A 22593-nucleotide genomic window follows, 5' to 3' on the forward strand; every position below is an offset into this window, starting at 1 on the left:
GGATTTCGCCCGCGATCTTCTGGAACGCGACCGCAGGGGCGATGCGGCAGTCAGACTGATGCGGGAGCCTTTGTCCGAACGCCGCACCCATGGGTGGGAGCGACCTTATGAGGGCTGGCATGGTGGCGCGCTGTGCTCGCCCGCGACCATCGGCCATACCGGCTTCACCGGCACCTCGCTCTGCGTGGATTTCGAGCGCGGCCAGGCCTGGACGCTGCTGACCAACCGCGTCCACCCCAGCCGCCATTTCGACAGCGGCATCATGGCGCTGCGCCGCGCCGTCAGTGATTTCATGAACGGAGCGGAATAGTGGCCGAGGATTTCAAACCGGTCTGGGCCGTGGGCCTGATGACGGGCACCGTGCTCGACGGCAATATCGATGTCGCGATGCTGAAGACGGACGGCGTCAGCGTCGAGCAATTCGGCGCTTATACTTTGGCACCCTATCCGCAATCGACCCGCGACCTCTTGGAAGAAACGCTTGCCATCGCCCGCAAATGGAATTTCGAAGGCCCGGAGCCCGAAATTTTCGCGAAGGCCGAAGAGGTTCTGACCCGCGCCCAGTCCGCCGCCGTGAAGGCGCTGGTGGAGGCCGAGGGGCTGAGCATGGCTGATATCGGCGTCGTCGGCTTCCATGGCCAGTCGGTGCTGCATCGCGCGCCGACGAAGGCGCGCATCGGCGATACCCGCCAGCTTGGTGATGGCGCGCTGATGCACGATCTGCTCGGCTGCAAGGTCGCCTATGATTTCCGTACCGCCGATATCCGCGCCGGCGGGCAGGGCGCGCCGCTCTCCGCCGGCTATCATCAGGCCCTGCTGCGCGGCCTCGATACCTCCGGCGAGACGGCTGTGCTCAATCTCGGCGGCGTTGCCAATGTCACCGCATGGGATGGCGGCGAGAGCCTGATCGCCTTCGACACCGGCCCCGCCAACGCGCCCCTCAACGACTTCATCAAGGCAAACGGCCTCGGCGAGATGGACCGCGACGGCAGGCTCGCGCTTTCCGGCACGGTCGACGAGGAGCGCCTCACGCGGCTGCTGGAACATCCTTATCTTTCAGCGCCTTATCCGAAGTCCCTCGACCGGTTCGACTTCACCGCCAACATGGCCGATGGCCTCGATCCGGCCACGGGCGCGGCAACCCTGACCGCGTTTACGGCCGCCGCCGTCGGCAAGGCACTCGACCTTTTGCCGGTGCGCCCGAAACGCCTGATCGTCTGCGGCGGCGGGCGGCGCAACCCGGCGATCATGGCGATGCTTGGAACGCGCGCAGGCGTCGAGGCGGTTCCCGCCGAAACGGTCGGCTGGCGCGGCGATGCGATCGAGGCGGAGTGTTTTGCGTTTCTTGCGGTGCGGACGCTGCGCGGTCTGCCGATCAGCTTCCCTACAACCACAGGCGTTCCCGCGCCGATGACCGGCGGAAAGGTCGCGGGCTGAGTTTTTCGCCGTCCCTGCTCTCAAACGCCGAGAAGGCATGAGGCCTGTCAGCTTGTCAGCAACGCGGCGACGGCCTCGATTTCCTGTGGGCGGATTTCATGGCCGCCGGGGTGGAACAGCGTGGCAAGGTCGGCGCCCTGCGCTTCGAAATAATTGATCAGGGCAAGGGTTCCTTCAGGCGGGCAAATCGGGTCGCGTTCGCCCGCCGTGATGAGGATCCGTTTGCCCGCGAGACCGGCATTGTCCTGTGGCGTCCACGGGATCAGCGGATGCATGAGCACGGCGCGGTCGAAGAGGTCGGGTTGTCCGAACAGCACCGAGGCGAGAATGTTGGCGCCGTTGGAATAGCCGATGCCATAGACCGCGCGACCGGGATTGGCCTTGCGGTGTTCGGCGATGAAGCGGCTCATCCTGGCGGTGCGAAGGGCGAGGTCTTCCATGTCGTAGACGCCTTCGCCGGTGCGCCGGAAGAAGCGCAGCGCGCCATATTCCGAAACGTCGCCGCGCGGTGAAACGATGGCCGCGTTTGGCAGAATCTGGTCGACGAGAGGCACGAACTGATGCTCGTTGCCGCCCGTGCCGTGAAAGCTGAAAACCAGCGGTTCGCCAGCCGCGCCGGCGCGGGTGAATGCATCGTAAGTATCGTTGGTCATGGTCGTGGTTCTCCAACCGGCGTGAGACGGCGCTCGTCAAGCGCGCTGGCGAGCCGGTAACAGGGATGGCGTCGCCCGTCCGGAACGGGGCAGGCGCCGTGGCAATGTCAGTCCCTGATCGGCGTCAGGATCTGCTCGATCTGTGCACGATGCTGCTCATATTGCGGCGGCAGTTTCAGCGCTTCGCCGAGATGGGCGGTGTCCTCGTCGGCGTCAAAGCCCGGTTCGTTGGTGGCGATCTCGAACAGCACGCCGCCGGGCGTGCGGAAGTAGATTGCCCAGAAATAGTTCCGGTCGATCACCGGGGTCACCTGGTAGCCGGTGTCCATCAGCGCCTTGCGGACTTCGAGCTGGGCGGCGCGATCTTCCACCGCGAACGCGATGTGATGGACCGAGCCGGCACCCTGACGGGCGGCGTTGGCCGAGGGCAGGGTCTGGACGTCGATGACATCGGCGCCATTGCCGTTGCCGATCGCAAAACGGGTCCAGTCATCCTTGCCGTCGACCTTTTCATAGCCCATGAAGCCGAGCAGTTCCGCCGTCGCGCCGCTGTCCGCGAGCCGCAGGCTTGCGCCATGGAAGCCCCGGATCGCCTCGGCCTCGGCGATATCGCCCTTGAGCCAGCCGGCGCGGTGATCATTGTCCACCTCGACCAGCGCGAAGGCATCCCGGTCCGGGCCTGCGAAATGCAGCCGCTTTTCGCCGAAGACTTCGCTCTCCGTGATGTTTCCGACGCCAAGCTTGCCGAGACGCTCCTTCCAGAAGCCGAGCGAGCCGCGCGGGACCGCAAACAGCGTCTCGCCGACCTCGCCCGTTCCGGGCCTTCCCGCCGCTATGTGAGGGAAGGGAAAGTAGGTCATCACCGAGCCGGGCGTGCCGATTTCGTCGCCGTAATAGAGGTGATAGACATCGGGCGCGTCGAAGTTCACGGTCTTCTTGACGCGCCTTAGCCCGAGCGCGCCGGTGAAGAAGTCGTTATTGGCCTGGGCATCCGCCGCCATCGAGGTGATGTGATGCAGGCCCTTGATCTGCTGTAACATCGAACTGTTCCTTGCTGTGCGGGCGCGTCTGCCGCGCCTCGCTTCTGGCCATAAGATGGCAATTATGGGTCTCTGCGTGTAGTGCAATAAAATTGACATTATTATTGCAAAAATCGTAGTAATCTTCTCATGAAGGATCTGAACGACATCCGGGTTTTCCTGAGCGTCGCCGAACTGGGCAGTTTCGCCGCGGCGGCGCGCACACTTGCGATGACCGCGCCGAGCGTAACGCGGGCTGTCGGCGCGCTGGAGGAACGGCTCGGCGTACAGCTATTCGTGCGCACCACGCGCCAGGTGTCGCTCACCGCAGCGGGTGCGATCTATGCGGCGCGGATGCGGCCGCTGCTGAAGGCCTTCGACGAAGCCAGCGAGGAGGTGCGCGAGCGTGAAAGCGCCGTCAGCGGCCATATCCGGCTGAATGCGCCGCTCTCGCTTGGCCAGCAGATATTGCCGGACGTGCTTTCGGGCTTCCGCGCGGAACATCCCGCGATCAGCCTTTCGGTGACGCTTGAGGACAGCTTCGTCGATATCGTCGGCGCGCCGTTCGATCTGGCGATCCGTATTTCCGGCCCGCCGGACGACAAGTCGACGATCTGGCGCAAGCTGTGCCCGGTCCGTCGGGTGCTGGTGGCCTCGCCCGGCTTTCTCGCCGCAAACGGAACGCCGCAAACGCCCGACGATCTCGCCGCCGCCGCCTGCCTCGCCTTCGACGCCGAGGCGACGGGTGAAACCTGGGAACTGACGAGCGCCGGCAAAAGTCGGCGGGTGAGGGCGGGGACGAAACTCGCCGGCAACAACGGCGAATTGCTGGCACGGCTTGCCGAGAATGGCGAGGGCGTGGCGCTGCTGCCGCATTTCATTGTGGAGGAGCAACTCGCGCAAGGGCGGTTGAAGCAAGTGCTTTCCGACTGGTCGCCGCCGGAACTCTGGCTGACGCTCTACTATCCGCCCTATGACCGCCTGCCGATCCGGGTTGCCAGGTTTTCGGATTTCTTCGAGGCCTATGTCACCCGCGTTCGGCCGCTGTGACGCGCGGCGCGCAAACGCGCTTGCCCGAAAGGCGCAACTTCTTTACCTCTGGCATCGTTTCACGCTCGTGCTGAAAGGTCTGTCGTACATATGGCTAAGGCAATCTATCGCTCTCCGGCTCTGACCGGGGCCTTCTGGATGGTGATGGCCGGCGTGGTTTACGCGGCCGGCAATGTCGCGATCCAGCAGGTGACGATGAATATGGGGTTCGCCGCCTCGTCGGTCGCCTTCTGGCAATATGGCATCGCCTTGGTGTTTGCCGTGCCCTATCTCTGGCGCACCGGGCTTTCGGTGATGCGGACCAGCCATCCCTGGCAGCATGTTTTCCGGGTCGCGCTTTCCGCGCTCGGCGTTCAGGCCTGGGCGATCGGCCTTGCCTCGGTTCCGATCAGCCAGGCGATCGCGCTGGTCATGACCTCGCCCTTCTTCATCATCGTTGGGGCGAAACTTTTCCTGGGCGAGACGGTCGGCCCGTCGCGCTGGATCGCGACGGCGGTGGGCTTCACCGGCGCGTTGCTGATCCTTCAGCCCTGGTCGGAGAGCTTCACCTGGGCGGCGTTGTTGCCGATTGCATCCGCGCTTCTTTGGGGCGGAACCTCGCTGATCACCAAACGGCTGACGGCCCATGAACGCCCCGAATCGATCACCGTATGGCTCTTGATGCTGCTGACGCCGATCAACGCGCTGGTCGCCATTGGCGGCGGCTTCGCCGTCCCGACCGGCGATATCATCTGGATCATGCTGGCGCTCGGCCTGCTGACGGCGCTGGCGCAGTATTTCCTGACGCTTGCCTATTCGAGCGCGGACGCGGCCTATGTCCAGCCATTTGACGACCTGAAACTGCCGCTCAACGTGCTCGGCGGCTGGCTGGTGTTCGGCTATGCGCCGGATACGCTGTTCTGGATCGGCGGCGTAATGATCCTCTGCGCCTCGCTTTCGATCATGCTGATCGAGCGCCGAAGGGAGAAGTAGACGGGTTGTCATCGTCCTGTCATCGCCGTGTAATCCTGCTGTCACACCGCGCGCTCAGAAACCTCCAGTCATCTTTACCTTGGAGGGTATATCTATGCGATTCCGCCTCACCGGCGCGGCCCTGAGTGCTGCGCTTCTGGCTTCCGCCGCTTTTCCGGCCGCCGCCGAACCCGTCTTCAACCGCATCGCGGTCTTCAGCGTCGCCGGCAACCTGCCCGCCGACATGGATCCCGCGACCGAGACCTCGGCCGAAATCATCGCGGCGAGCGAAGACGGCAACACGCTGATCTATTCCGACAGCCCGCTCGGCGCCCTCGGCTTCGTCGATATCACCGACATGAAAGCCCCGGCAGCGCTCGGCATCACCAAGCTCGACGGCGAGCCGACCTCGGTTGCCGTTTCCGGCCCCAAGGCGCTGGTCGGCGTCAACACCTCGGAAAGCTACACTGCGCCGTCGGGCTTCCTCGGCGTTGTCGATATCGCCTCGCGCACGCTCGAAAGCCAGTGCGATCTCGGCGGCCAGCCTGATTCCGTCGCCGTGTCTCCGGATGGCTCGATCGTTGCCATCGCCATCGAAAACGAGCGCGACGAAGAGCTGAACGACGGCGAAATCCCGCAGATGCCCGCCGGCGATCTGGTGATCATTTCGCTCAATGACGGCGTTGCCGATTGCGCCACGATCAAGCATGTCGCCATGACCGGCTTTTCCGAAATGGTCGCGCCGACCGATCCGGAACCGGAATTCGTCGATATCAACGACGACAACGAAATCGTGCTGACGCTGCAGGAAAACAACGGTATCGCGATCATCGACGGCAATACCGGCGAAGTGAAGAACCACTTCTCCGCCGGCACGGTCGATATCGACGGCGTTGATATCGAAAAGGACGGCAAGCTCGATTTCACCGGTTCGCTTTCCGGCATCGCGCGCGAGCCCGACAGCGTCAAGTGGCTCGACAATGACCGCTTCGCCATCGCCAATGAGGGCGACTACAAGGGCGGCTCGCGCGGCTTCTCGATCTTCTCCGATGCCGGCGAACTGCTCTATGATTCCGGCAATTCGTTCGAGCGCGCCGTCGCCTCGATCGGCCATTTCCCCGACAAGCGCGCCGGCAAGAAGGGCGTCGAGCCCGAGGGCATGATCAAGGGCACCTTCGGCGACACCAACTACCTGTTCGTGCTGTCCGAGCGCGGCTCCGTGGTGGGCGTCTATGACGACAGCGCCGCCGACGCGCCCGAACTGGTGCAGCTTCTGCCGTCCGGCCTTTCGCCGGAAAGCGGCGTTGCCATTCCCGCCCGCAACCTGCTGGTCACTGCCAACGAGACCGATCTCGGCCCCGATGGCGGCGTGCGCGCGCACGTCATGCTCTACGCCTATGAGGATGCAGAGCCGAACTACCCGCAGATCCTTTCGGATGTGTCGCGCGACGAACTGATCGGCTTCGGTGCGCTTTCGGGTCTGACTGCCGATCCAAGCGATGCCTCCAGGCTCTATGCCATCAATGACAGTTTCTATTCCGCCCAGCCGTCGATCTTCGTCATCGACGCTTCGCAGAAGCCGGCAATGATCACCGATGTCATCCGCGTCACCCGCGATGGCGCCCCGGCTGAAAAGCTCGACCTCGAAGGCGTCGCGGTCGATGGCCAGGGCGGCTTCTGGCTCGCCTCGGAAGGCAATCCCGACAAGGACGTGCCGCATGCGGTCTATCATGTCGACGGAACCGGCGCGATCACCGAGACCATCGACCTGCCGGAGGCTCTGCTTGCCAACCAGACCCGCTTCGGCATGGAAGGCATCACCACGGTTGGCGAGGGCGATGACCTGACGCTGTGGATGGCGGTGCAGCGCGAATGGGCCGATGACGAGAAGGGCTTCGTCAAGCTGCTCGCGTACAAGCCCGCCACTAAGGAATGGGGCGCGGTCGCCTATCCGCTGGAGACCCCGGAAAAGGGCTGGATCGGTCTTTCCGAGATCACGGCGAACGGCGACAGCGTCTACATCGTCGAGCGCGACAACCAGATCGGCGAGGCCGCAAAGCTGAAGAAGCTCTACAAGGTCGCCCTTTCCGACATGCAGCCGGCGCCGATCGGCTCCGAACTGCCGGTTGTCGAGAAGCAGGAAGCCGCCGATCTGCTGCCGCTGATGAAGTCCGCCTCCAACGGCTTCGTCGTCGACAAGATCGAAGGCTTCACCATCGCCGCCGACGGCACGGCCTACGCGGTCACCGACAATGACGGCGTCGACGATTCCTCTGGCGAGACGCTGTTCTTCACGGTTTCGCTGAACTGATCGTTACGCGTTACAAAAATGAGAGGCCGGGCGTTAACGCCCGGCCTCTTTGCGTTTCTGTACGATGGGTGTTGCTCCCTACCAGCGCTGATGCACATGCGGCGCGATGCGGGTGCGGTAGATTTCCTCCATCGCCGCCATCACATCGGCGCCGATCACCGGCAGGTCGGAGGCCGACGCATTGGCTTTCGCCTGTTCGGCGTTGCGCGCGCCGGGTATGGCGACGGTGACCGCCTCGTTCATCAGGATCCAGCGCAGCGCGAAGGCGGCCATGCCGGTGCCGCGCGGTACGTGTTTGCGGACTTCCTCGACGGCATCGAGCGCGATCTCGAACGGCACGCCGGCAAAGGTCTCGCCGACATCGAAGGCGTCACCCTTGCGGTTGAAATTGCGGTGGTCTTCTTTGTCGAACACGGTATCGCGGGTGATCTTGCCCGACAAAAGCCCGCTTGCCAGCGGTACCCGAACGATGACGGCGATGTTCCTGCGCTTTGCTTCCGGGAAGAACAGCGAGGCCGGACGCTGGCGAAAGATATTGTAGATGATCTGAACGCTGGCGACGCCCGGAAACTCGATTGCCTTCAGCGCCTCCTCGACCTTTTCCACGCTGACGCCGTAATTGGCGATCTTGCCCTTGGCCTTCAGCGCGTCGAGCGCCTCGAACACCTCCGGTCGATAAAACGCCTCGGTCGGCGGGCAGTGCAGTTGCACGAGGTCGAGCCGCTCCATCCTGAGGTTCTTCAGGCTGCGGTCGACGAAGGCCTCCAGGCTTTCCAGATTGTATCCATCGGCGGTATGCGGGTTCAGCCTGCGGCCGGCCTTGGTGGCGACGAACGGCTTCTGGCCGCCGCGATCGGCGAGCACATCGGCGATGATCTTTTCGGAGCGGCCGTCGCCATAGACATCGGCCGTATCGACGAAGTTGATGCCCGAATCAAGCGCGGCGTGCAGGGCGGCGCGGCCATCCTCCTCGCTGACCGAGCCCCAGCTTCCGCCGATCTGCCAGGCGCCGAAGCCGATATTGGAAACGGGTCGCCCGGTGCGGCCGAAATTGTGATAGTGCATGATGTCCTCCGGTGATGGTCAGCCCGCGAAAATGCGGGTGGGATAAAGCGCGACGCCGGCGCTTTGGGGTTGAAGTGTCGTCGCGAACTCTTTTACCCCTTCGAGACAAGAAGACAAATGAGGCAAGTTTGACCGGTTTCCGTTTTATCCACGCCGCCGACCTGCATCTTGGGAGCCCGCTCTCGGGACTTGCGCTGAAGGACCGGCAGATTGCCGAGCGCTTTGCCGCCGCCGGCCGCGATGCCTTCACGGCGCTGATCGATTGCGCGATCGATAGCGCGGTGGATTTCATGGTGATCGCCGGCGATGTCTATGACGGGGCCTGGCGCGACAACAGCGTCGGCCTGTTCTTCAACCGCGAGATCGCGCGGCTTTCGCGCGTTGAAATCCCGGTCTATTTCCTGCGCGGCAATCATGATGCCGAAAGCATCGTCACCCGCACGATCGCGATGCCCGAAGGCGTTCACGAATTCTCTACGCGCCAGCCCGAGACCTTCACCATCGAACCGCTGAAAGTGGCGCTGCACGGCCAGGGCTTTGCCGACCGTGTGGCCGGCGACAATCTGGCGCTTGCCTATCCGCCGGCGGTGCCGGGTCATTTCAACATCGGCGTGTTGCACACCTCGCTTTCGGGGCGGCCGCCGCATGCCGTCTATGCGCCGTGCACGCCGGCGGATCTCGCCTCGCGCGGCTATGATTACTGGGCGCTCGGCCATGTCCACGCCTTCGAGGAAGTGTCCGCCGATCCGCTGACGCTCTATCCCGGCAATCTTCAGGGCCGCAATATCCGCGAGACCGGCGACAAGGGCGCGGTGCTGGTGACGGTCGAGGACGGCAGGCCGCGCTATGAACGCATCATTCTCGACCGCGCCCGGTTCGAGGCCGTCTCCGTGGCAATCACGCCGGAGATGAAGGAAAGCGATATCCTTCAGGCGGTGGAAACCGCACTTGCTGCGCTTGCGGAAGCGGCGGACGCGCGGCCCGTCGCCCTGCGCCTGACGCTTGAAGGCCGCCATGACGATGCCCATCGGATGATCGCGGCCCATGGCGAATGGCACGACGATCTCCAGGCCGCCTGCCAGCGGGTGCACGCCGATCTGTGGCTGGAGAAATTGGTGATCGCGGTTGAAGCGCCGGCGTCGTCCCGCCGACTTCCGGCGGATAGTGACCTCGATATCGAGGCGATGATCGACGCGCTGGCCGACAATGAGGGGCTGGATGCCGAAATCGGGGCTCTGATCGATGAAATCGCGGTAAAGCTGCCCGGCGGCGTCGGCGCCAGAGATGAAGCCTTTTCGGGGTCGCGTGCGGACCTTCTGGCGGAAGCCCGCGCCATTCTTAGCGCGCGGCTGGAGGGTTGAGGCATGCGTTTCCTTTCGCTCGATCTCATCCGCTACGGCCATTTCACGGACCGGACCATCGCATTCCGGCCAGACGCCGCGCTTCATATCGTCTATGGCCCGAACGAGGCCGGCAAGTCCTCGGCGCTCGCCGCCTTCTCCGACCTTCTGTTCGGATTTCCCGACCGCAATGTCGGCTATGATTTTCTGCATCCCGCGCGCGACCTGCGCCTTGGCGCGAGGCTCCGCGTGCATGGCGGGACCGAACTCGCCTTCCGCCGGCGCAAGGGCCGCAGCAATACGCTGCTCGATGCCGAAACCGAAGCCGCACTGAACGATGACGCGCTCGCCGGCTTTGTCGGCAGCCTCGACCGGGCGGTGTTCGAACGGGCCTTCGGGCTCGATTCGACGAGGCTCAGGGCAGGGGCGGACGAGATGCTGGCCGATGGCGGGGAGATCGGCCAGATGCTGTTTTCCGCCGCCTCCGGCCTGACCGGGTTGCGAGCAGCGAGCGAGGCGCTGGCAGCGGAGGCCGACGGCATCTACGCGCCCCGCAAGTCGCAGACCCGCAGCTTCTATCAGGCGCTGGAGCGCTATGACGAAGCCCGCAAGGCAGAGCGCGACAGCCAGCTCAACGCCAGCGACTGGACCGCGCTCCTGAAGGAAGAGCGCGAGATCGCCCAGGATTTCGCCACGGTCGAGCAGCGGCAATTGGAGCGGGCGCGGCGGATCGGCGAGCTCGAGCGGCTGCAGCGGCTGCGCGGCCTGCTTGGCGAGATCGATGGGCACAGCGCGGCGCTGGCCGAATTCGCCGATATCGAGGCGATCGAGGACCGTATCGGCGAGGAGCTTGGTGAGCTTGAGGTCCGCCGCGCGCGGCTTGCCGAGCAGATCGAGGCCAAGGAGACGCGGCAGGCGGCCGGACAGCGGGAACTGGAAGCGCTTGTCGTCGACGATGCGCTTCTGGAGCGCCGCGCCGAAATCGCCCGGCTGCAGCGCGAAAGCGGGCTTTACGAACAGGCGCTGGAGAGCCTGCCGCGCCGGCGGCATGAACTGCGCGATGTCGAGGCGCGGTTGCGGAGCGCTGCCGTTCAGCTTGGGTTTGATTCTGCCGATAGCCTGGAAAAATCTTTTCCAAACAGTCTGTTGCGATCAGAATTTCAAGCGATTGTGGAGCAGTCGAAAGAGCAGGGCCGCGCCATCCGTTCGGCCGAAAACGCCCTTTCGGAAAATCGCGAAACCCTGGCGCGGCTGGAACAGCAGCATGGCGAGCCCCATCTGCGCGATCCCGCGCCGCTGCGCAAAAACTATGAGGCGCTGCGCGACGATCTCGCCGGCATAAAAGAGGTGGAAACGCTTGAAACGGAGATCGCCGGCAAGGAGCGCGTGCTGTTCGAGCAGGCCGCCGGCCTGCGTCCCGCGGTGACCGACATTCTCGATCTGAGGAGAGGCGATCTGCCTGCCGAGGCCGTGCTGAAGGCCGCTTGCGACGATATCGCATCGGCAGAATCGGCGCTGGCCGAGTGCGACAGCACGTTGGCGAAGGCCGAGGAAGAATGCGCGCGCCTGGAAGGATTGCTCGCCGAGGATCGCGAGGCCGGGCCGGTTCCGACCCGGGCGGCGATCGATGCGGCGCGGGCGGAGCGCGACCGGTTGTTCGAGGCGCTTGACGGAGAGGAAAGCGCCTATCGCGACGCCGTGCGCGCCGCCGACCGCCTGGCCGACAACGCACTCGATGATGCCGAGCGGGTGGCCCGCCATGCCGACAATCTGCGCCGGCTGGAGCGTGAGGCCGCTCAACGGGAGCAGGGCGCGGAAAAACGCGAGGCGGCGCTTCTGGAACTGACGAAAGCGAAGGCAGAATTCGAGGCATTGTTCGCGCCGCTCGACATCGCGCCGGCGGCCCCCGAGTCGATGCTCGAATGGCGGCGGCGGTTGGACGCGCTGCTCGAGGCGCGAACAGCGCTCTATGCGCTGAAGGACAGGAAAGCGGTCCTTGACCGCAAGAACGCGGCATTGCGGGAGACGCTGGAGCGGTTCGCGAACGATCTCGGCACGGACGCATCACTGCCGCTTGGCGCGCTCGCGCGCGATGTCGGCACAGCGCTCGACCGCCTCGGCGAGCGCTGGACGGAGGCGCGGGAGCATGCGGGCGCGCTGAAGGCGGCGCGGCAGGCAGCCGAAAAGGGCGCGGAGCAGCTTGATCAGTTGCGGCAAGCCGAGGAAGCCCTGAGCGAGCGTTTCGTCGCAAGTCTCGAACGGGTCGGCCTGCCGGGCGAAACCGGTCTGGCCGGCGCGGAGGCGGCACTTGCGCTTTGGGCCGACCTGCCATCGCTTTTCGCCGCGCGCGCAAGGTTGGCGCAGGAGGTCGAGGCCGATGGCGCGCGGATGGCCGCGTTCGAGGCCGAGGCTCTGCAATTGGCGGAAGCCGTGGCGGCGGATATAGCGGGCGAGCAGGCATCGCGTATCGTCCATCTGCTGACCGAGCGCGCCGCCGACCACGCAACGCGCGCGGCGCAGCGGGCAACGCTTAAGGAAAGCGCCGAGCGGCTTCGCATTGAGCTTGCGACCGACACGGGCGAGCGGGAAGAGATCGACGGCCGGATGGCAGCCATCGCCGCCACATTGCCGGACGGCGTCGCGATTAACGGTCTTTCGGCGCGGTTGCGGCAGCGGGCGGCATCGCGTCAGGCGCTGACCGAAGCGCGGCAGCGGTTTTCGGGGATCAGCGATGGAGTCTCGGTGGAGGATATCCGGACGCTCGCCGAAACGCTGGACGAGGTCGACTGCCGTCAGGAGCTCGCACATCTGAAGGCCGATGCCGGGGAGGATACGGCCGAGATCGAGACGCTGCGCGAGCGGCGCATGGCGCTGCGTCATCGCAAGCAGGCGCTGGAGACCGGGCCGGGAAGCGAGGCCGCCGCCTTTGATCGCGCCGCGGCCGAGGCGGAGGCCCAGGCGCTTGCCCGCCAATGGGTGGTGCTGAAGCTTGCCGGGCGGCTGCTGGATGGCGCGCTGGAACGCTATCGGGAAAGCCGGTCCGATCCGATTCTGGCGGCGGCGGGACGGCATTTCCGCACGCTGACGCGCGACGGCTTCGAGGGCCTGTCCCAGGCCTATGGCGAGCATGATGCGCTGGTGCTGTCAGCCGTGCGCACCGGCGGCGAGGAAATCCGGGTCGAGGGGTTGAGCGACGGCACCCGCGACCAGCTCTATCTCGCGCTCCGGCTTGCCTTCCTGGAGGATTACGCCAGCCGCAACGAGCCCGCGCCGCTGATCGTCGACGATATCTTCCAGACCTTCGACGACGCCCGCAGCGCGGCCGGCCTCAAGGCGCTCGCCGGTCTTGAGGGGTTGCAGACCATCCTCTTTACCCACGAGTCGAGCATGGTGGAGATCGCCCGCAGGGAATTGGGCGAGGCGGCCGACATCATAATGCTCGAACGAAGCTGAACCTATTCCTCAGCCTCGTCGGGCAAGCTCTTGCGTTTGCTAAGATTTGTGTTGATTTCCAGACGCCTGAGCACGAATAGGACCACAAGTCCCAGCATCGAGGCGAATATGCCGAGGCTCCAGAGGCCAAGGCCGATCGTCAGGCCGATCGCGCCGGAAAACCAGAGGCCGGCCCCTGTCGTCAGCCCCTTCACCGTGCCCTTCTGCAGAAACACGATGCCGGCGGCGAGGAAGGCCACGCCCTCGGTGATCGACTGCACCACGCGGGTGGGATCGACGCGCAGCACGTCGCGGTCGCTGCGCATGATCTCCGGCACCTCGATGGCGACAAGCACGAACAGGGCCGCCGCCATGCTGACCAGAATATGGGTTCTGAGCCCCGCCGGATGGCGATGGATCTCGCGTTCGAAGCCGATCAGCCCGCCGAAGATCGCGGCCCCGATCAGTCGGACGAACATGATGATATGGTCGGCGGAAAAGGCGTTTCGGAACTCTTCGGCCAGAAATTGCGTCATGGCTACGCCTTCAGGGCCGTCAGGATCTTTTCCGCATTGGCCTTCAGCACCTCCATGTCTTCCATGCCGTCGCTGTGGCGCCTCATCTCGACGCCTTCATGGCGCGGAACGACGTGGAAATGCAGGTGATAGACGGTCTGGCCGGCGGCCGCCTCGTTGAACTGGCCGACAAACACGCCATCGGCATCGAAGGCCGCCTTGACGGCGCGGGCAAGCTTCTGGACCACGGGGATGGTCTTCGCGAGCACGTCCGGGTCGGCGTCCAGCAGGTTGCGTGACGGCGCGCGCGGGATCACCAGAACATGGCCCGGCGCCTGCGGCATCACATCCATGATCGCCACCGCGTGTTCGTCTTCGTAAAGCCGGATGGAGGGAATTTCGCCGCGCAGCAGCTTGGCGAAGATATTGTCGTTGTCGTACTCGGCCATGGGTCAGTCCTCCTCGATGCGTTCGCCGCTGGCCTTTTTGTAAGGGCCGTGGTCGACGAGAATATCATTGAAACGGGCAACGTCCTCGCGCTCGTGCTCGAGGAAATCGGCAACCGCGCGCCTCAGCCCCTCATGGGCAATATAGTGCGCGGAATGGGTCGTGACAGGGAGATAGCCGCGCGCCAGCTTGTGTTCGCCCTGGGCACCGGCCTCAACGCGCTGCAGGCCATGGACGATCGCATAGTCGATCGCCTGGTGGTAGCAGACCTCGAAGTGCAGGAAGCGATGATCCTCGATGCAGCCCCAGTGGCGGCCATAGAGCGCGTCGGAGCCGATGAAGTTGATCGCGCCGGCGATATAGCGGCCGTCGCGCTTCGCCATCACCAGCAGGATGTCCTTCGCCATGCGCTCGCCGATCAGCGAATAGAAGTCCCGCGTCAGGTATGGCCGGCCCCATTTGCGGCTGCCGGTATCCATGTAGAAGGTGTAGAACTGGTCCCAGATCTCCTCGGTGAGATCGGAACCGGTCAGCCAGTCGATCTCGATGCCGGCTTCGAGCGCGGTGCGGCGCTCCTTCTTCAGCGCCTTGCGCTTGCGCGAGGCCAGCGTATCGAGGAAGGCGTCGTAGCTGTCATAGCCCGGATTGAGGAAGTGGAATTGCTGGTCGGTGCGATGCAGGTAGCCGGCCTGTTCGAAGATGCCGATCTCGTCTTCCGGCACGAAGGTGACGTGGGTGGAGGAGACGCCGAGCCGGTCATTGACGGCCTGTAGCCCCTCCGCCAGCACCTTGGCGACGGTCGCGTGATCATAGCCGTCGCGCACCAGAAGATGCGGCGCGGTGGCGGGCGTGAACGGGAGCGAGGCCTGGAGCTTCGGATAATAGCGCCCGCCGGCGCGCTCGAAGGCATCGGCCCAGCCATGGTCGAAGACATATTCGCCCTGGCTGTGGTTCTTCAGGTAGCAGGGCACCGCGCCGATCAGGCGGCCATCCCCGGTTTCAAGCAGAAGGTGATGGCCGAGCCAGCCGGTGTCGGCGGTCGCCGAGCCCGATTCCTCCAGCGCCGACAGGTAGGCATGCGACAGGAACGGGCTGTAGAAGCCGTCGCCGGTGAGCGAAGGCGTGGTCGCGGCAAGGCTGTCCCAGGCCGCGCGATCGATGTTCGCGAAGCTGTTTTCGATGCGGATCTGCAGGTTTTCGCTCAAGAAATCTCTCGGAATGCGGTCTTGGAACTCTCTGTCCTGCCCGGTCTCAAATCCGGTGTGTTCAGAGCGGCTTGCTCTGGCGCGGGTCGAAACCTTCGAAGGTCATCTGGTCGGCGTTTAGAAATGTGCGTCTGCGGGCGTCCTCGTCGCGAACGGTCCAGGTGATCACCGGCACGCTCTTCGCCCGAAGCCCGGCAACGAATTCGTTTGGCAGATGATCGTAATAATAGGAGACGAAATCAAGGCCGATTGCAAAGGCTTTCCAATGGGCCGCCAGGGCCTCTTCATCTTTTCCTTCTGCGGTCAGGCCGAGCGGCTGTGCCGCGCCGGCCTTTCTGAGGGCTGAGAGGAGGGCGGCATCGAAGCTCATCAGCGCGACCGGGCCGTCATAGCCGGAGAGCGCGGCAAGCGTGGCCTCGGCAAAGGCGACCGGGTCGGCGCGGCTTGCCTTCAGTTCGATGACCAGCGGCACCTTGCCGCTGCAGGCATCGAGAAGATCGGCAAGCGTCGGGATCGTCGCCTCTGTCCCTCCGACGGCGATGGTCTTCGCCTCGGCGGCCGTTAGGTCTTCGATCGCGCCGTCGCGGCCGCAAAGCCGTTGCAAATCGTCATCGTGAAACACCAGCGGCACGCCATCTGCCGAAAGGTGGATGTCGCATTCGATCGCGAAACCGGCGTCGATCGCGCGCTGGAAGGCAGGCAGGGTGTTTTCCCAGATCGCGCGGTTCATGTCGTGGTAACCGCGATGGGCGATCGGGTTGGCGGTCAGCCAGGCGGGCATCAGGCGATTTCCAGAATGGCGTCGATTTCGACGGCCGCGCCCAGCGGCAGCGCAGCCATGCCGACGGCCGCGCGGCTGTGTTTGCCTGCCTCCCTGAAGACCTCGGCCAGAAGGTCGGACGCGCCGTTGATGACGAGGTGCTGCTCGGTGAAATCCGGCGTCGAGGCGACGAAGCCGTTGATGCGCAGGATACGGGTCACCCGGCCGAGATCGCCGCCAAGCGCCGCTTTCGCCTGGGCGATGATGTTGATCGCGCAGGCGCGTGCCGCCTTCTGCCCATCCTCCAGCGATACATTCCCGCCGAGATGACCGGCGGCGACCATCCGGCCGGCCTCGGTCGGCAACTGCCCGGATATATAGAGCAGGTTTCCGGAAATGACGTAGGGCACGTAATTGGCGGCGGGTGCGGCGGCCTCCGGCAGCGTGATCGACAGTGCCTTGAGCCTGTCTTCGATGGCGTCGGACATTTTCTGCTCCAGATAGGGTGGGATGATGATTGGCAGAGCGGGGACTTTTCTATACCATCGGTGTTCAAAGCCAAGGGGAATGTCGATGCGGACACTGGCCGTTACAGGAATTTTCTGCTCCACCTTCGCAATGACGGCTGCCGCCGGCATGCCGCCGCAACCCGGGGTGACGCTCGAACCCCACCGCGCGGTCTATGACCTGACGCTCGCCTGGGCCTCCGGACAGTCCGGCATCGAGGGGCTGCACGGTCGTTTCGTCTATTCCTTCACCGGCGCGCCCTGCGAGGGTTATGTCACCGAAATGCGGATGGTGACGGATATCGCCCGCGAGCATGGCGCGATGGTCACCGACCAGACATCCTCATCCTTCGAGGATCTGGAAAAGGGCGCGTTCAGCTTTTCCAGCAAGATGTTTGCCGATTACAGCCTGCAATCGGAGACCGCGGGCGAGGCCAACCGCGCCGCCGATCACATGATCGCGGTAAAGCTTGGCGACCAGAACCCGTTCGATATCGGCAAGGCGCAGTTCCCGACGGAATATCTCGCTAATGTTCTGGATGCGGCCGCCGCCGGCAAGCATGTTTACGAGGCAGCCTCGTTCGATGGCTCGGGCGAGGAGGTGATGCGCGCGGTCACGCTGATCGGCGATCGCGAGAAGGGCGTCGGCAGCGGGCCCGACCAGTGGCCGGTCACCACCGCCTATTTTCCGATCGCATCGCAGGACGGTGATCAGACGCCGGATTATACCGTGTCCATGACGCTGGCGGCAAACGGCGTCAGCCGCGATCTGCTGATGGATTTCGGCAACTTCAAGATGGCGGGCCACCTCGACAAGCTCGAAATGCTTGACCCCGCCGCTTGCGAAGGCCTGCCGACGACGGCCGCCTCGCAACGCTGAGCGCTTCCGGCAGGGGCTCCCAGGCGCGCTTGTGGTCACGGCGTAAATCGCCGCGGCACTTGCATTCCGTCTCAAAACAGGCTATCGCGCCCGCATTCCACACGCAGGCCATGGGGTGTTCCGGGAGAAATCCGGTGCGCTCCGCCGGTGCCGGACGGGTTTCCGTCCGTTCTCAGGTCTGCGGAGGTTCAACCGGAAAAGGAGACAAGGCAATGGCATTGCCCGACTTTACCATGCGCCAGCTGCTTGAGGCAGGCGTCCATTTTGGTCACCAGACCCACCGCTGGAACCCGAAGATGAAGCCCTACATCTTTGGCGACCGCAACAACATCCACATCATCGACCTCGCACAGACCGTGCCGATGCTGCAGCGCGCCCTTCAGGTCGTGTCCGACACCGTCGCCCGCAACGGCCGCGTGCTGATGGTCGGCACTAAGCGTCAGGCTTCGGAAATCGTTGCCGACAGCGCCCAGCGTTCGGCCCAGTACTACGTCAACGCCCGCTGGCTCGGCGGCATGCTGACCAACTGGCGCACGATTTCGAACTCGATCCAGCGCCTGCGCAAGCTCGACGAAATCCTCGCCAACGAAGCGCAGGGCTTCACCAAGAAAGAGCGCCTGAACCTCGACCGCGAGCGCGAGAAGCTCGACCGCGCCCTTGGCGGTATCCGCGACATGGGCGGCGTGCCGGACCTGATCGTGATCATCGACACCAACAAGGAAAAGATCGCGATCGAGGAAGCCAAGCGTCTCGGCATTCCGGTCGTCGCGATCGTTGATAGTAACTGCGATCCGGACGAAGTCGATTATCCGATCCCCGGCAATGACGATGCGTCGCGCGCCATCGCGCTTTACTGCGACCTGATCTCGCGCGCCGCCATCGACGGCATCGCCCGTCAGCAGGGCGCTTCGGGCATGGATCTCGGCGCTGCCGCCGAAGCACCGGTCGAGCCGGCGCTTGAAGAGGCGCCCGCCGAGGAAGCCGCCGCCGACGAATCGGCTGCTGAAAAGCCCGCCGAGTAAGGCGAACGGCATCAGGCTCGCGTGCCTGACGCGACGGGACCTTTATATGGCGGCGTTAACGGCGCCGCCATTGGGTTTCAGGAATGAGGACGGCCTTCAAAAAGGGCCGTCCGATGCATATTTTCATCGCGCCAGCCGCGAAAACGGCATGGCCGTCAGGGGATGAGCTTCATCACCCTGTCACAGACACGGGTACACTCCCGACCGGCGCGCCCGACAGCGCCGCCCAGCGAATGGACGAGAGGCAAGTTATGAGCACGATTACGGCAGCAATGGTGAAGGAACTGCGCGAAAAGAGCGGCGCAGGCATGATGGATTGCAAGAAGGCGCTCGCCGAAACCGGCGGCGACATGGAAGCCGCCATCGACTGGCTGCGCGCCAAGGGTATCTCCAAGGCTGACAAGAAGTCCGGCCGCACGGCCGCCGAAGGTCTGATCGGCATTGCCGCCGGCGACGCGGAAGCCGTCGTCGTCGAGGTCAACTCCGAGACCGACTTCGTTGCCCGCAACGACGCCTTCCAGCAGCTCGTCTCCGGCATTGCCGAAGTGGCGCTTGGCACCGACGGCTCCGTCGACGCTATTGCCGCGGCGACCTATCCGAAGTCGGGCAAGTCGGTTGCCGACACCATCAAGGACGCGATCGGCACGATCGGCGAGAACATGACGCTGCGTCGCGCGACCAAGCTTTCGGTCGGCTCGGGCGTTGTCGCGACCTACATGCACAATGCCGTCGGCGATGGTCTCGGCAAGCTCGGCGTTCTGGTTGCGCTCGAATCAACCGGCGACAAGGACGCACTGAACGCGATCGGCCGCCAGGTCGCCATGCATGTCGCCGCGACCAACCCGCTCGCCGTGCGCCCGGAGGAAGTTGACGCCGAAATCGCCGATCGCGAGCGTTCGGTGTTTCTGGAGCAGGCCAAGGAATCCGGCAAGCCCGCCGCCATCGCCGAAAAGATGGTCGAAGGCCGCATGCGCAAGTTCTTCCAGGAAGTCGCGCTGCTGTCCCAGCAGTTCGTCATCAATCCCGACCTGACCGTCGAACAGGCTGTCAAGGAAGCGGAAAAGGACGCCGGCGCGCCGATCAAGGTTGTCGCCATCGCCCGTCTGGCGCTTGGCGAAGGCGTCGAGAAGGAAGAAACCGACTTTGCGGCGGAAGTTGCCGCCACGGCCAAGGGCTGAGCCCTTCCGTCCGTCTGGTTCATTTCAGGATCAGCCGTTGAAATCCCCGGGGCGCCGCGTGACATTGCGGCGCCCTTCGTGTATCGGGATGGCATTGCTTTGTAAGGGAGTTTGCGGCGTTGACGAAACCGATTTTCAACCGTGTTTTGCTGAAGGTTTCCGGTGAGGCGCTGATGGGCGACCAGGGCTTCGGCATCGATGTCAACGTCGCAGACCGCATCGCTTCCGATATTGCCCAGGTTCGCTCCATGGGCGTGGAAATCGGCATCGTCGTCGGTGGCGGTAATATTTTCCGGGGCGTGGCCGTGGCCTCCAAGGGCGGCGAGCGCGTTACCGGCGACCACATGGGCATGCTGGGCACCGTCATCAACGCGCTGGCGCTCGCCACCTCGCTGCGCAAGATGCAAGTCGACACCGTGGTGCTTTCGGCGATCGCGATGCCGGAGATCTGTCAGTCGTTTTCCCAGCGCGCCACCCGCAGCCATATGGAAGCGGGAAGGGTGGTGATCTTTGCCGGAGGCACCGGCAACCCGTTCTTCACCACCGATTCTGCGGCAGCGCTTCGCGCCGCCGAAATCGGCGCGGAGGCGATCTTCAAGGGCACGCAGGTCGACGGCATTTATTCCGCCGATCCGAAAAAGGATCCGGACGCCACCCGTTTCGACGCGCTGACCCATCGGCAGGTGCTTGAACGCGGGCTGCAGGTGATGGATGTTGCCGCTGTGGCGGTCGCCCGTGAAAACAGCATACCGATTATCGTTTTTTCCATTCACGAACGCGGCGGTTTCGGCCAGATCATGGCCGGCGGCGGCCGCAAGACAATCGTAACTGAAGAATGATCACGTCTTGCCCGGTTCGGGCACATGCGTGACGGGAGACAGATGATGAGCGATCCAACCGACCTGAACGATCTGAAGCGCCGCATGGAAGGCGCGATCAACGCCTATATCGGCGATATCACCTCGCTTCGAACCGGACGGGCGTCCGCCAATATTCTCGATCCGGTGCAGGTTGACGCCTATGGCTCGAAAGTGCCGCTCAATCAGGTCGCCAACATCACCGTGCCGGAATCGCGGATGCTTTCGGTCAATATCTGGGACAAGTCGATGGTCAACGCCGTCGATCGTGCGATCCGCGAATCGCATCTTGGCCTCAACCCGATCATGGACGGGCAGACGCTGCGCATTCCGCTTCCGGAACTGAATGAGGAACGTCGCCGTTCTCTGGTCAAGGTTGCCCATGAATATGCTGAAAAGGCGAGGGTGGCGATCCGTCACGTGCGTCGCGACGGCATGGACGGATTGAAGAAGGCGGAAAAGGATGGCGACATCAGCCAGGACGACAGCCGATCGCTTTCCGACGACGTACAAAAATTGACCGACGAGTCCATTTCTCGCATTGATGACTTGCTCGCCGACAAAGAAAAAGAAATCATGCAGGTTTAGTTACCACTCTATTCTTTTGAAAAAGACTCGGTCGCCCTTATGAACAAAATTATAGACCCAGCCATTCCGCGCCATGTCGCAATCATCATGGATGGCAATGGACGCTGGGCTCTCGGGCGCGGGCTCGGGCGGCTGTTCGGTCATCGCAAGGGCGTCGAGGCCGTTCGCCGCGCGGTGGATGCGGCGCGCGAAGGCGGGATCAGCTATCTGACGCTGTTCGCCTTCTCTTCCGAAAACTGGAAGCGGCCTGCCGATGAGGTCGATGGCATCATGGAGCTCATTGCGACCTTCATCCATCGCGAACTCGACAATTACCATCGTCAGAACATGCGCTTCCAGATGATCGGCGAGCGCAGCGGCCTGTCGGCGAAAATCCTGAAGGCCCTCGAGGTCGCCGAGGAGCGGACCCACAATAATACCGGTCTTCACGTGGTCGTCGCCGTTAATTACGGTTCGCGCGCGGAGATTGCCGGCGCTGCCCGCGCGCTTGCGAAAAAAGTGGCGGAGGGCCGGCTCAACCCGGATGATATCGATGAGGCCGCCATCGGCGAGCATCTCGATACCGCCGGTCTGCCCGATCCCGACCTTGTTATCCGCACCAGCGGGGAGCAGCGGCTTTCCAACTTCCTGCTCTGGCAGACGGCCTATTCGGAACTGGTGTTCCTGCCGTGCAACTGGCCGGATTTCAGCCGGGAGATGTTTTTCGAAGCGCTTTCGGAATATGCCCGGAGGAACAGACGCTTCGGCGCGCTTTCCGCGCCGCAGGCGGCGTTGACGGATACCTGATGACCCAGGAACTGAGGCTGCGCATCGTTTCAGGAGCCGTGCTGGCGACGGTGGTTCTGCTGATCACCTGGGCCGGCGGCGGTCTCTTCAATCTGCTTGCGGTCGCGATCGGGGGGCTGGTTTTCCATGAATGGCTGGAGATGAGCCGGGCGCGCGACGCCCGGGATCAGCCTTCGGTCGGCCGGTGGAGCACGCCGGTGCTTGGCGGCATCGCGGTCATGATCGCCGTTGCCATTCTCGTGTTTCTCGAACTTTTCGGACTGGCGCTGGCGCTTTCCTGTTTCGGCGCGGCGGCGTTCTGGTTCCTGGGGCGCCGCGCGGCCATGCCGTTCTGGTTTGCCGGCGCAGTGATTTATGCCGCAGGCAGCATGATCGCGCTTGCGGCGCTGAGGAATGGCGGGGAGGCGGGGCTTTTCGCAATCCTGTTCCTTTTCGCCGTGGTCTGGACCACCGATATCATGGCCTATTTCGTGGGTCGCGCCCTCGGCGGCCCCAAGCTTGCGCCGTCGATATCGCCGGGCAAGACGTGGTCGGGCGCAATTGGCGGGGCGGTCTTCGCCGTTACCGCGGCCTTTGCGCTGTGTTGGGCCT

Annotated in this window: 21 protein-coding genes and 1 pseudogene; 14 read left to right on the forward strand and 8 right to left on the reverse strand. The window is 64.0% G+C overall.

The window, feature by feature from the left end; all coding sequences use genetic code 11:
* Together B4E36_RS23485 and B4E36_RS23490 are read left to right on the forward strand one after the other, a co-directional pair.
* A partial coding sequence (locus B4E36_RS23485) for a serine hydrolase (protein ID WP_345900886.1) occupies positions 1-310 on the forward strand: 310 nt, incomplete at its 5' end.
* Entirely contained in the window at positions 310-1437 is a 1128-nt protein-coding gene (locus B4E36_RS23490) for an anhydro-N-acetylmuramic acid kinase (protein ID WP_292059017.1), read from the forward strand. The genes B4E36_RS23485 and B4E36_RS23490, both read left to right, overlap by 1 nt.
* Before the next feature lie 47 nt (positions 1438-1484).
* On the opposite strand, the gene B4E36_RS23495 is transcribed toward B4E36_RS23490, so the two are convergent.
* Positions 1485-2090 carry an alpha/beta hydrolase gene (locus B4E36_RS23495; RefSeq protein WP_292059019.1) on the reverse strand — a complete coding sequence of 202 codons (606 nt, stop codon included), beginning with the start codon at positions 2088-2090 and terminating at the stop codon, positions 1485-1487.
* 107 nt (positions 2091-2197) lie between these two features.
* Positions 2198-3130 (reverse strand): ring-cleaving dioxygenase, encoded by a 933-nt coding sequence (locus B4E36_RS23500; protein ID WP_292059021.1) that lies wholly within the window; start codon positions 3128-3130, stop codon positions 2198-2200.
* Between the two features lie 129 nt (positions 3131-3259).
* On the opposite strand from B4E36_RS23500, the gene B4E36_RS23505 reads away from it, so the two are divergent.
* From B4E36_RS23505 to B4E36_RS23515, 3 genes are all read left to right on the forward strand, one after another.
* Entirely contained in the window at positions 3260-4159 is a 900-nt protein-coding gene (locus B4E36_RS23505; RefSeq protein ID WP_292059022.1) for a LysR family transcriptional regulator, read from the forward strand.
* Between the two features lie 90 nt (positions 4160-4249).
* Positions 4250-5131, forward strand: coding sequence for a DMT family transporter (locus B4E36_RS23510; protein WP_018064182.1), 882 nt, complete (start codon positions 4250-4252; stop codon positions 5129-5131).
* Between the two features lie 94 nt (positions 5132-5225).
* Positions 5226-7421: an esterase-like activity of phytase family protein gene (locus B4E36_RS23515; protein ID WP_292059023.1), complete on the forward strand. Its 2196-nt coding sequence runs from the start codon at positions 5226-5228 to the stop codon at positions 7419-7421.
* A gap of 78 nt (positions 7422-7499) precedes the next feature.
* Here B4E36_RS23515 and B4E36_RS23520 read toward each other — a convergent pair whose 3' ends face one another.
* Positions 7500-8486 carry an aldo/keto reductase gene (locus tag B4E36_RS23520; RefSeq protein WP_292059024.1) on the reverse strand — a complete coding sequence of 329 codons (987 nt, stop codon included), beginning with the start codon at positions 8484-8486 and terminating at the stop codon, positions 7500-7502.
* 128 nt (positions 8487-8614) lie between these two features.
* Between B4E36_RS23520 and B4E36_RS23525 the strand changes: the two genes are divergently transcribed.
* Entirely contained in the window at positions 8615-9847 is a 1233-nt protein-coding gene (locus tag B4E36_RS23525; RefSeq protein ID WP_345900887.1) for a DNA repair exonuclease, read from the forward strand.
* 3 nt (positions 9848-9850) lie between these two features.
* Positions 9851-13279 (forward strand): YhaN family protein, encoded by a 3429-nt coding sequence (locus tag B4E36_RS23530; protein ID WP_292059028.1) that lies wholly within the window; start codon positions 9851-9853, stop codon positions 13277-13279.
* Between the two features lie 2 nt (positions 13280-13281).
* Here B4E36_RS23530 and B4E36_RS23535 read toward each other — a convergent pair whose 3' ends face one another.
* The 5 genes from B4E36_RS23535 to B4E36_RS23555 all read right to left on the reverse strand — a co-directional run bounded on the left by B4E36_RS23535 (position 13282) and on the right by B4E36_RS23555 (position 16673).
* Complete coding sequence (locus tag B4E36_RS23535; protein ID WP_292059030.1) at positions 13282-13794, reverse strand: MgtC/SapB family protein; 513 nt, start codon at positions 13792-13794, stop codon at positions 13282-13284.
* A 2-nt stretch (positions 13795-13796) separates the two neighbouring features.
* Positions 13797-14222 (reverse strand): HIT family protein, encoded by a 426-nt coding sequence (locus B4E36_RS23540; RefSeq protein ID WP_292059033.1) that lies wholly within the window; start codon positions 14220-14222, stop codon positions 13797-13799.
* Between the two features lie 3 nt (positions 14223-14225).
* The gene (locus B4E36_RS23545; protein ID WP_292059035.1) at positions 14226-15425 is read right to left on the reverse strand and encodes a GNAT family N-acetyltransferase; all 1200 of its coding nucleotides are present in this window, start codon (positions 15423-15425) and stop codon (positions 14226-14228) included.
* Positions 15426-15486: 61 nt separating this feature from the next.
* Positions 15487-16206 (reverse strand): glycerophosphodiester phosphodiesterase, encoded by a 720-nt coding sequence (locus B4E36_RS23550; RefSeq protein ID WP_292059039.1) that lies wholly within the window; start codon positions 16204-16206, stop codon positions 15487-15489.
* Positions 16206-16673 (reverse strand): RidA family protein, encoded by a 468-nt coding sequence (locus B4E36_RS23555; RefSeq protein WP_292059040.1) that lies wholly within the window; start codon positions 16671-16673, stop codon positions 16206-16208. The genes B4E36_RS23550 and B4E36_RS23555 overlap by 1 nt, the downstream gene beginning before the upstream one ends.
* Before the next feature lie 85 nt (positions 16674-16758).
* Between B4E36_RS23555 and B4E36_RS23560 the strand changes: the two genes are divergently transcribed.
* The 7 genes and pseudogenes from B4E36_RS23560 to B4E36_RS23590 all read left to right on the forward strand — a co-directional run.
* Positions 16759-17571 carry an EipB family protein gene (locus B4E36_RS23560; RefSeq protein WP_292059042.1) on the forward strand — a complete coding sequence of 271 codons (813 nt, stop codon included), beginning with the start codon at positions 16759-16761 and terminating at the stop codon, positions 17569-17571.
* 212 nt (positions 17572-17783) lie between these two features.
* Positions 17784-18593: a 30S ribosomal protein S2 gene (gene rpsB / locus B4E36_RS23565; RefSeq protein WP_292059045.1), complete on the forward strand. Its 810-nt coding sequence runs from the start codon at positions 17784-17786 to the stop codon at positions 18591-18593.
* A gap of 251 nt (positions 18594-18844) precedes the next feature.
* Positions 18845-19771: a translation elongation factor Ts gene (gene tsf, locus B4E36_RS23570; protein WP_292059047.1), complete on the forward strand. Its 927-nt coding sequence runs from the start codon at positions 18845-18847 to the stop codon at positions 19769-19771.
* A gap of 119 nt (positions 19772-19890) precedes the next feature.
* Positions 19891-20610, forward strand: a complete 720-nt coding sequence (pyrH, locus tag B4E36_RS23575) for a UMP kinase (protein WP_018064169.1) — start codon at positions 19891-19893, stop codon at positions 20608-20610.
* A gap of 45 nt (positions 20611-20655) precedes the next feature.
* Positions 20656-21216: a ribosome recycling factor gene (gene frr / locus B4E36_RS23580; RefSeq protein ID WP_292059051.1), complete on the forward strand. Its 561-nt coding sequence runs from the start codon at positions 20656-20658 to the stop codon at positions 21214-21216.
* A gap of 36 nt (positions 21217-21252) precedes the next feature.
* Positions 21253-22002: pseudogene (locus B4E36_RS23585) on the forward strand (isoprenyl transferase); the annotation flags it as partial.
* A partial coding sequence (locus B4E36_RS23590) for a phosphatidate cytidylyltransferase (RefSeq protein ID WP_345900888.1) occupies positions 22002-22593 on the forward strand: 592 nt, incomplete at its 3' end. The pseudogene B4E36_RS23585 and the gene B4E36_RS23590, both read left to right, overlap by 1 nt.

Source organism: Martelella sp. UBA3392, from assembly GCF_002358775.1.
Lineage (GTDB): Bacteria > Pseudomonadota > Alphaproteobacteria > Rhizobiales > Rhizobiaceae > Martelella > Martelella mediterranea.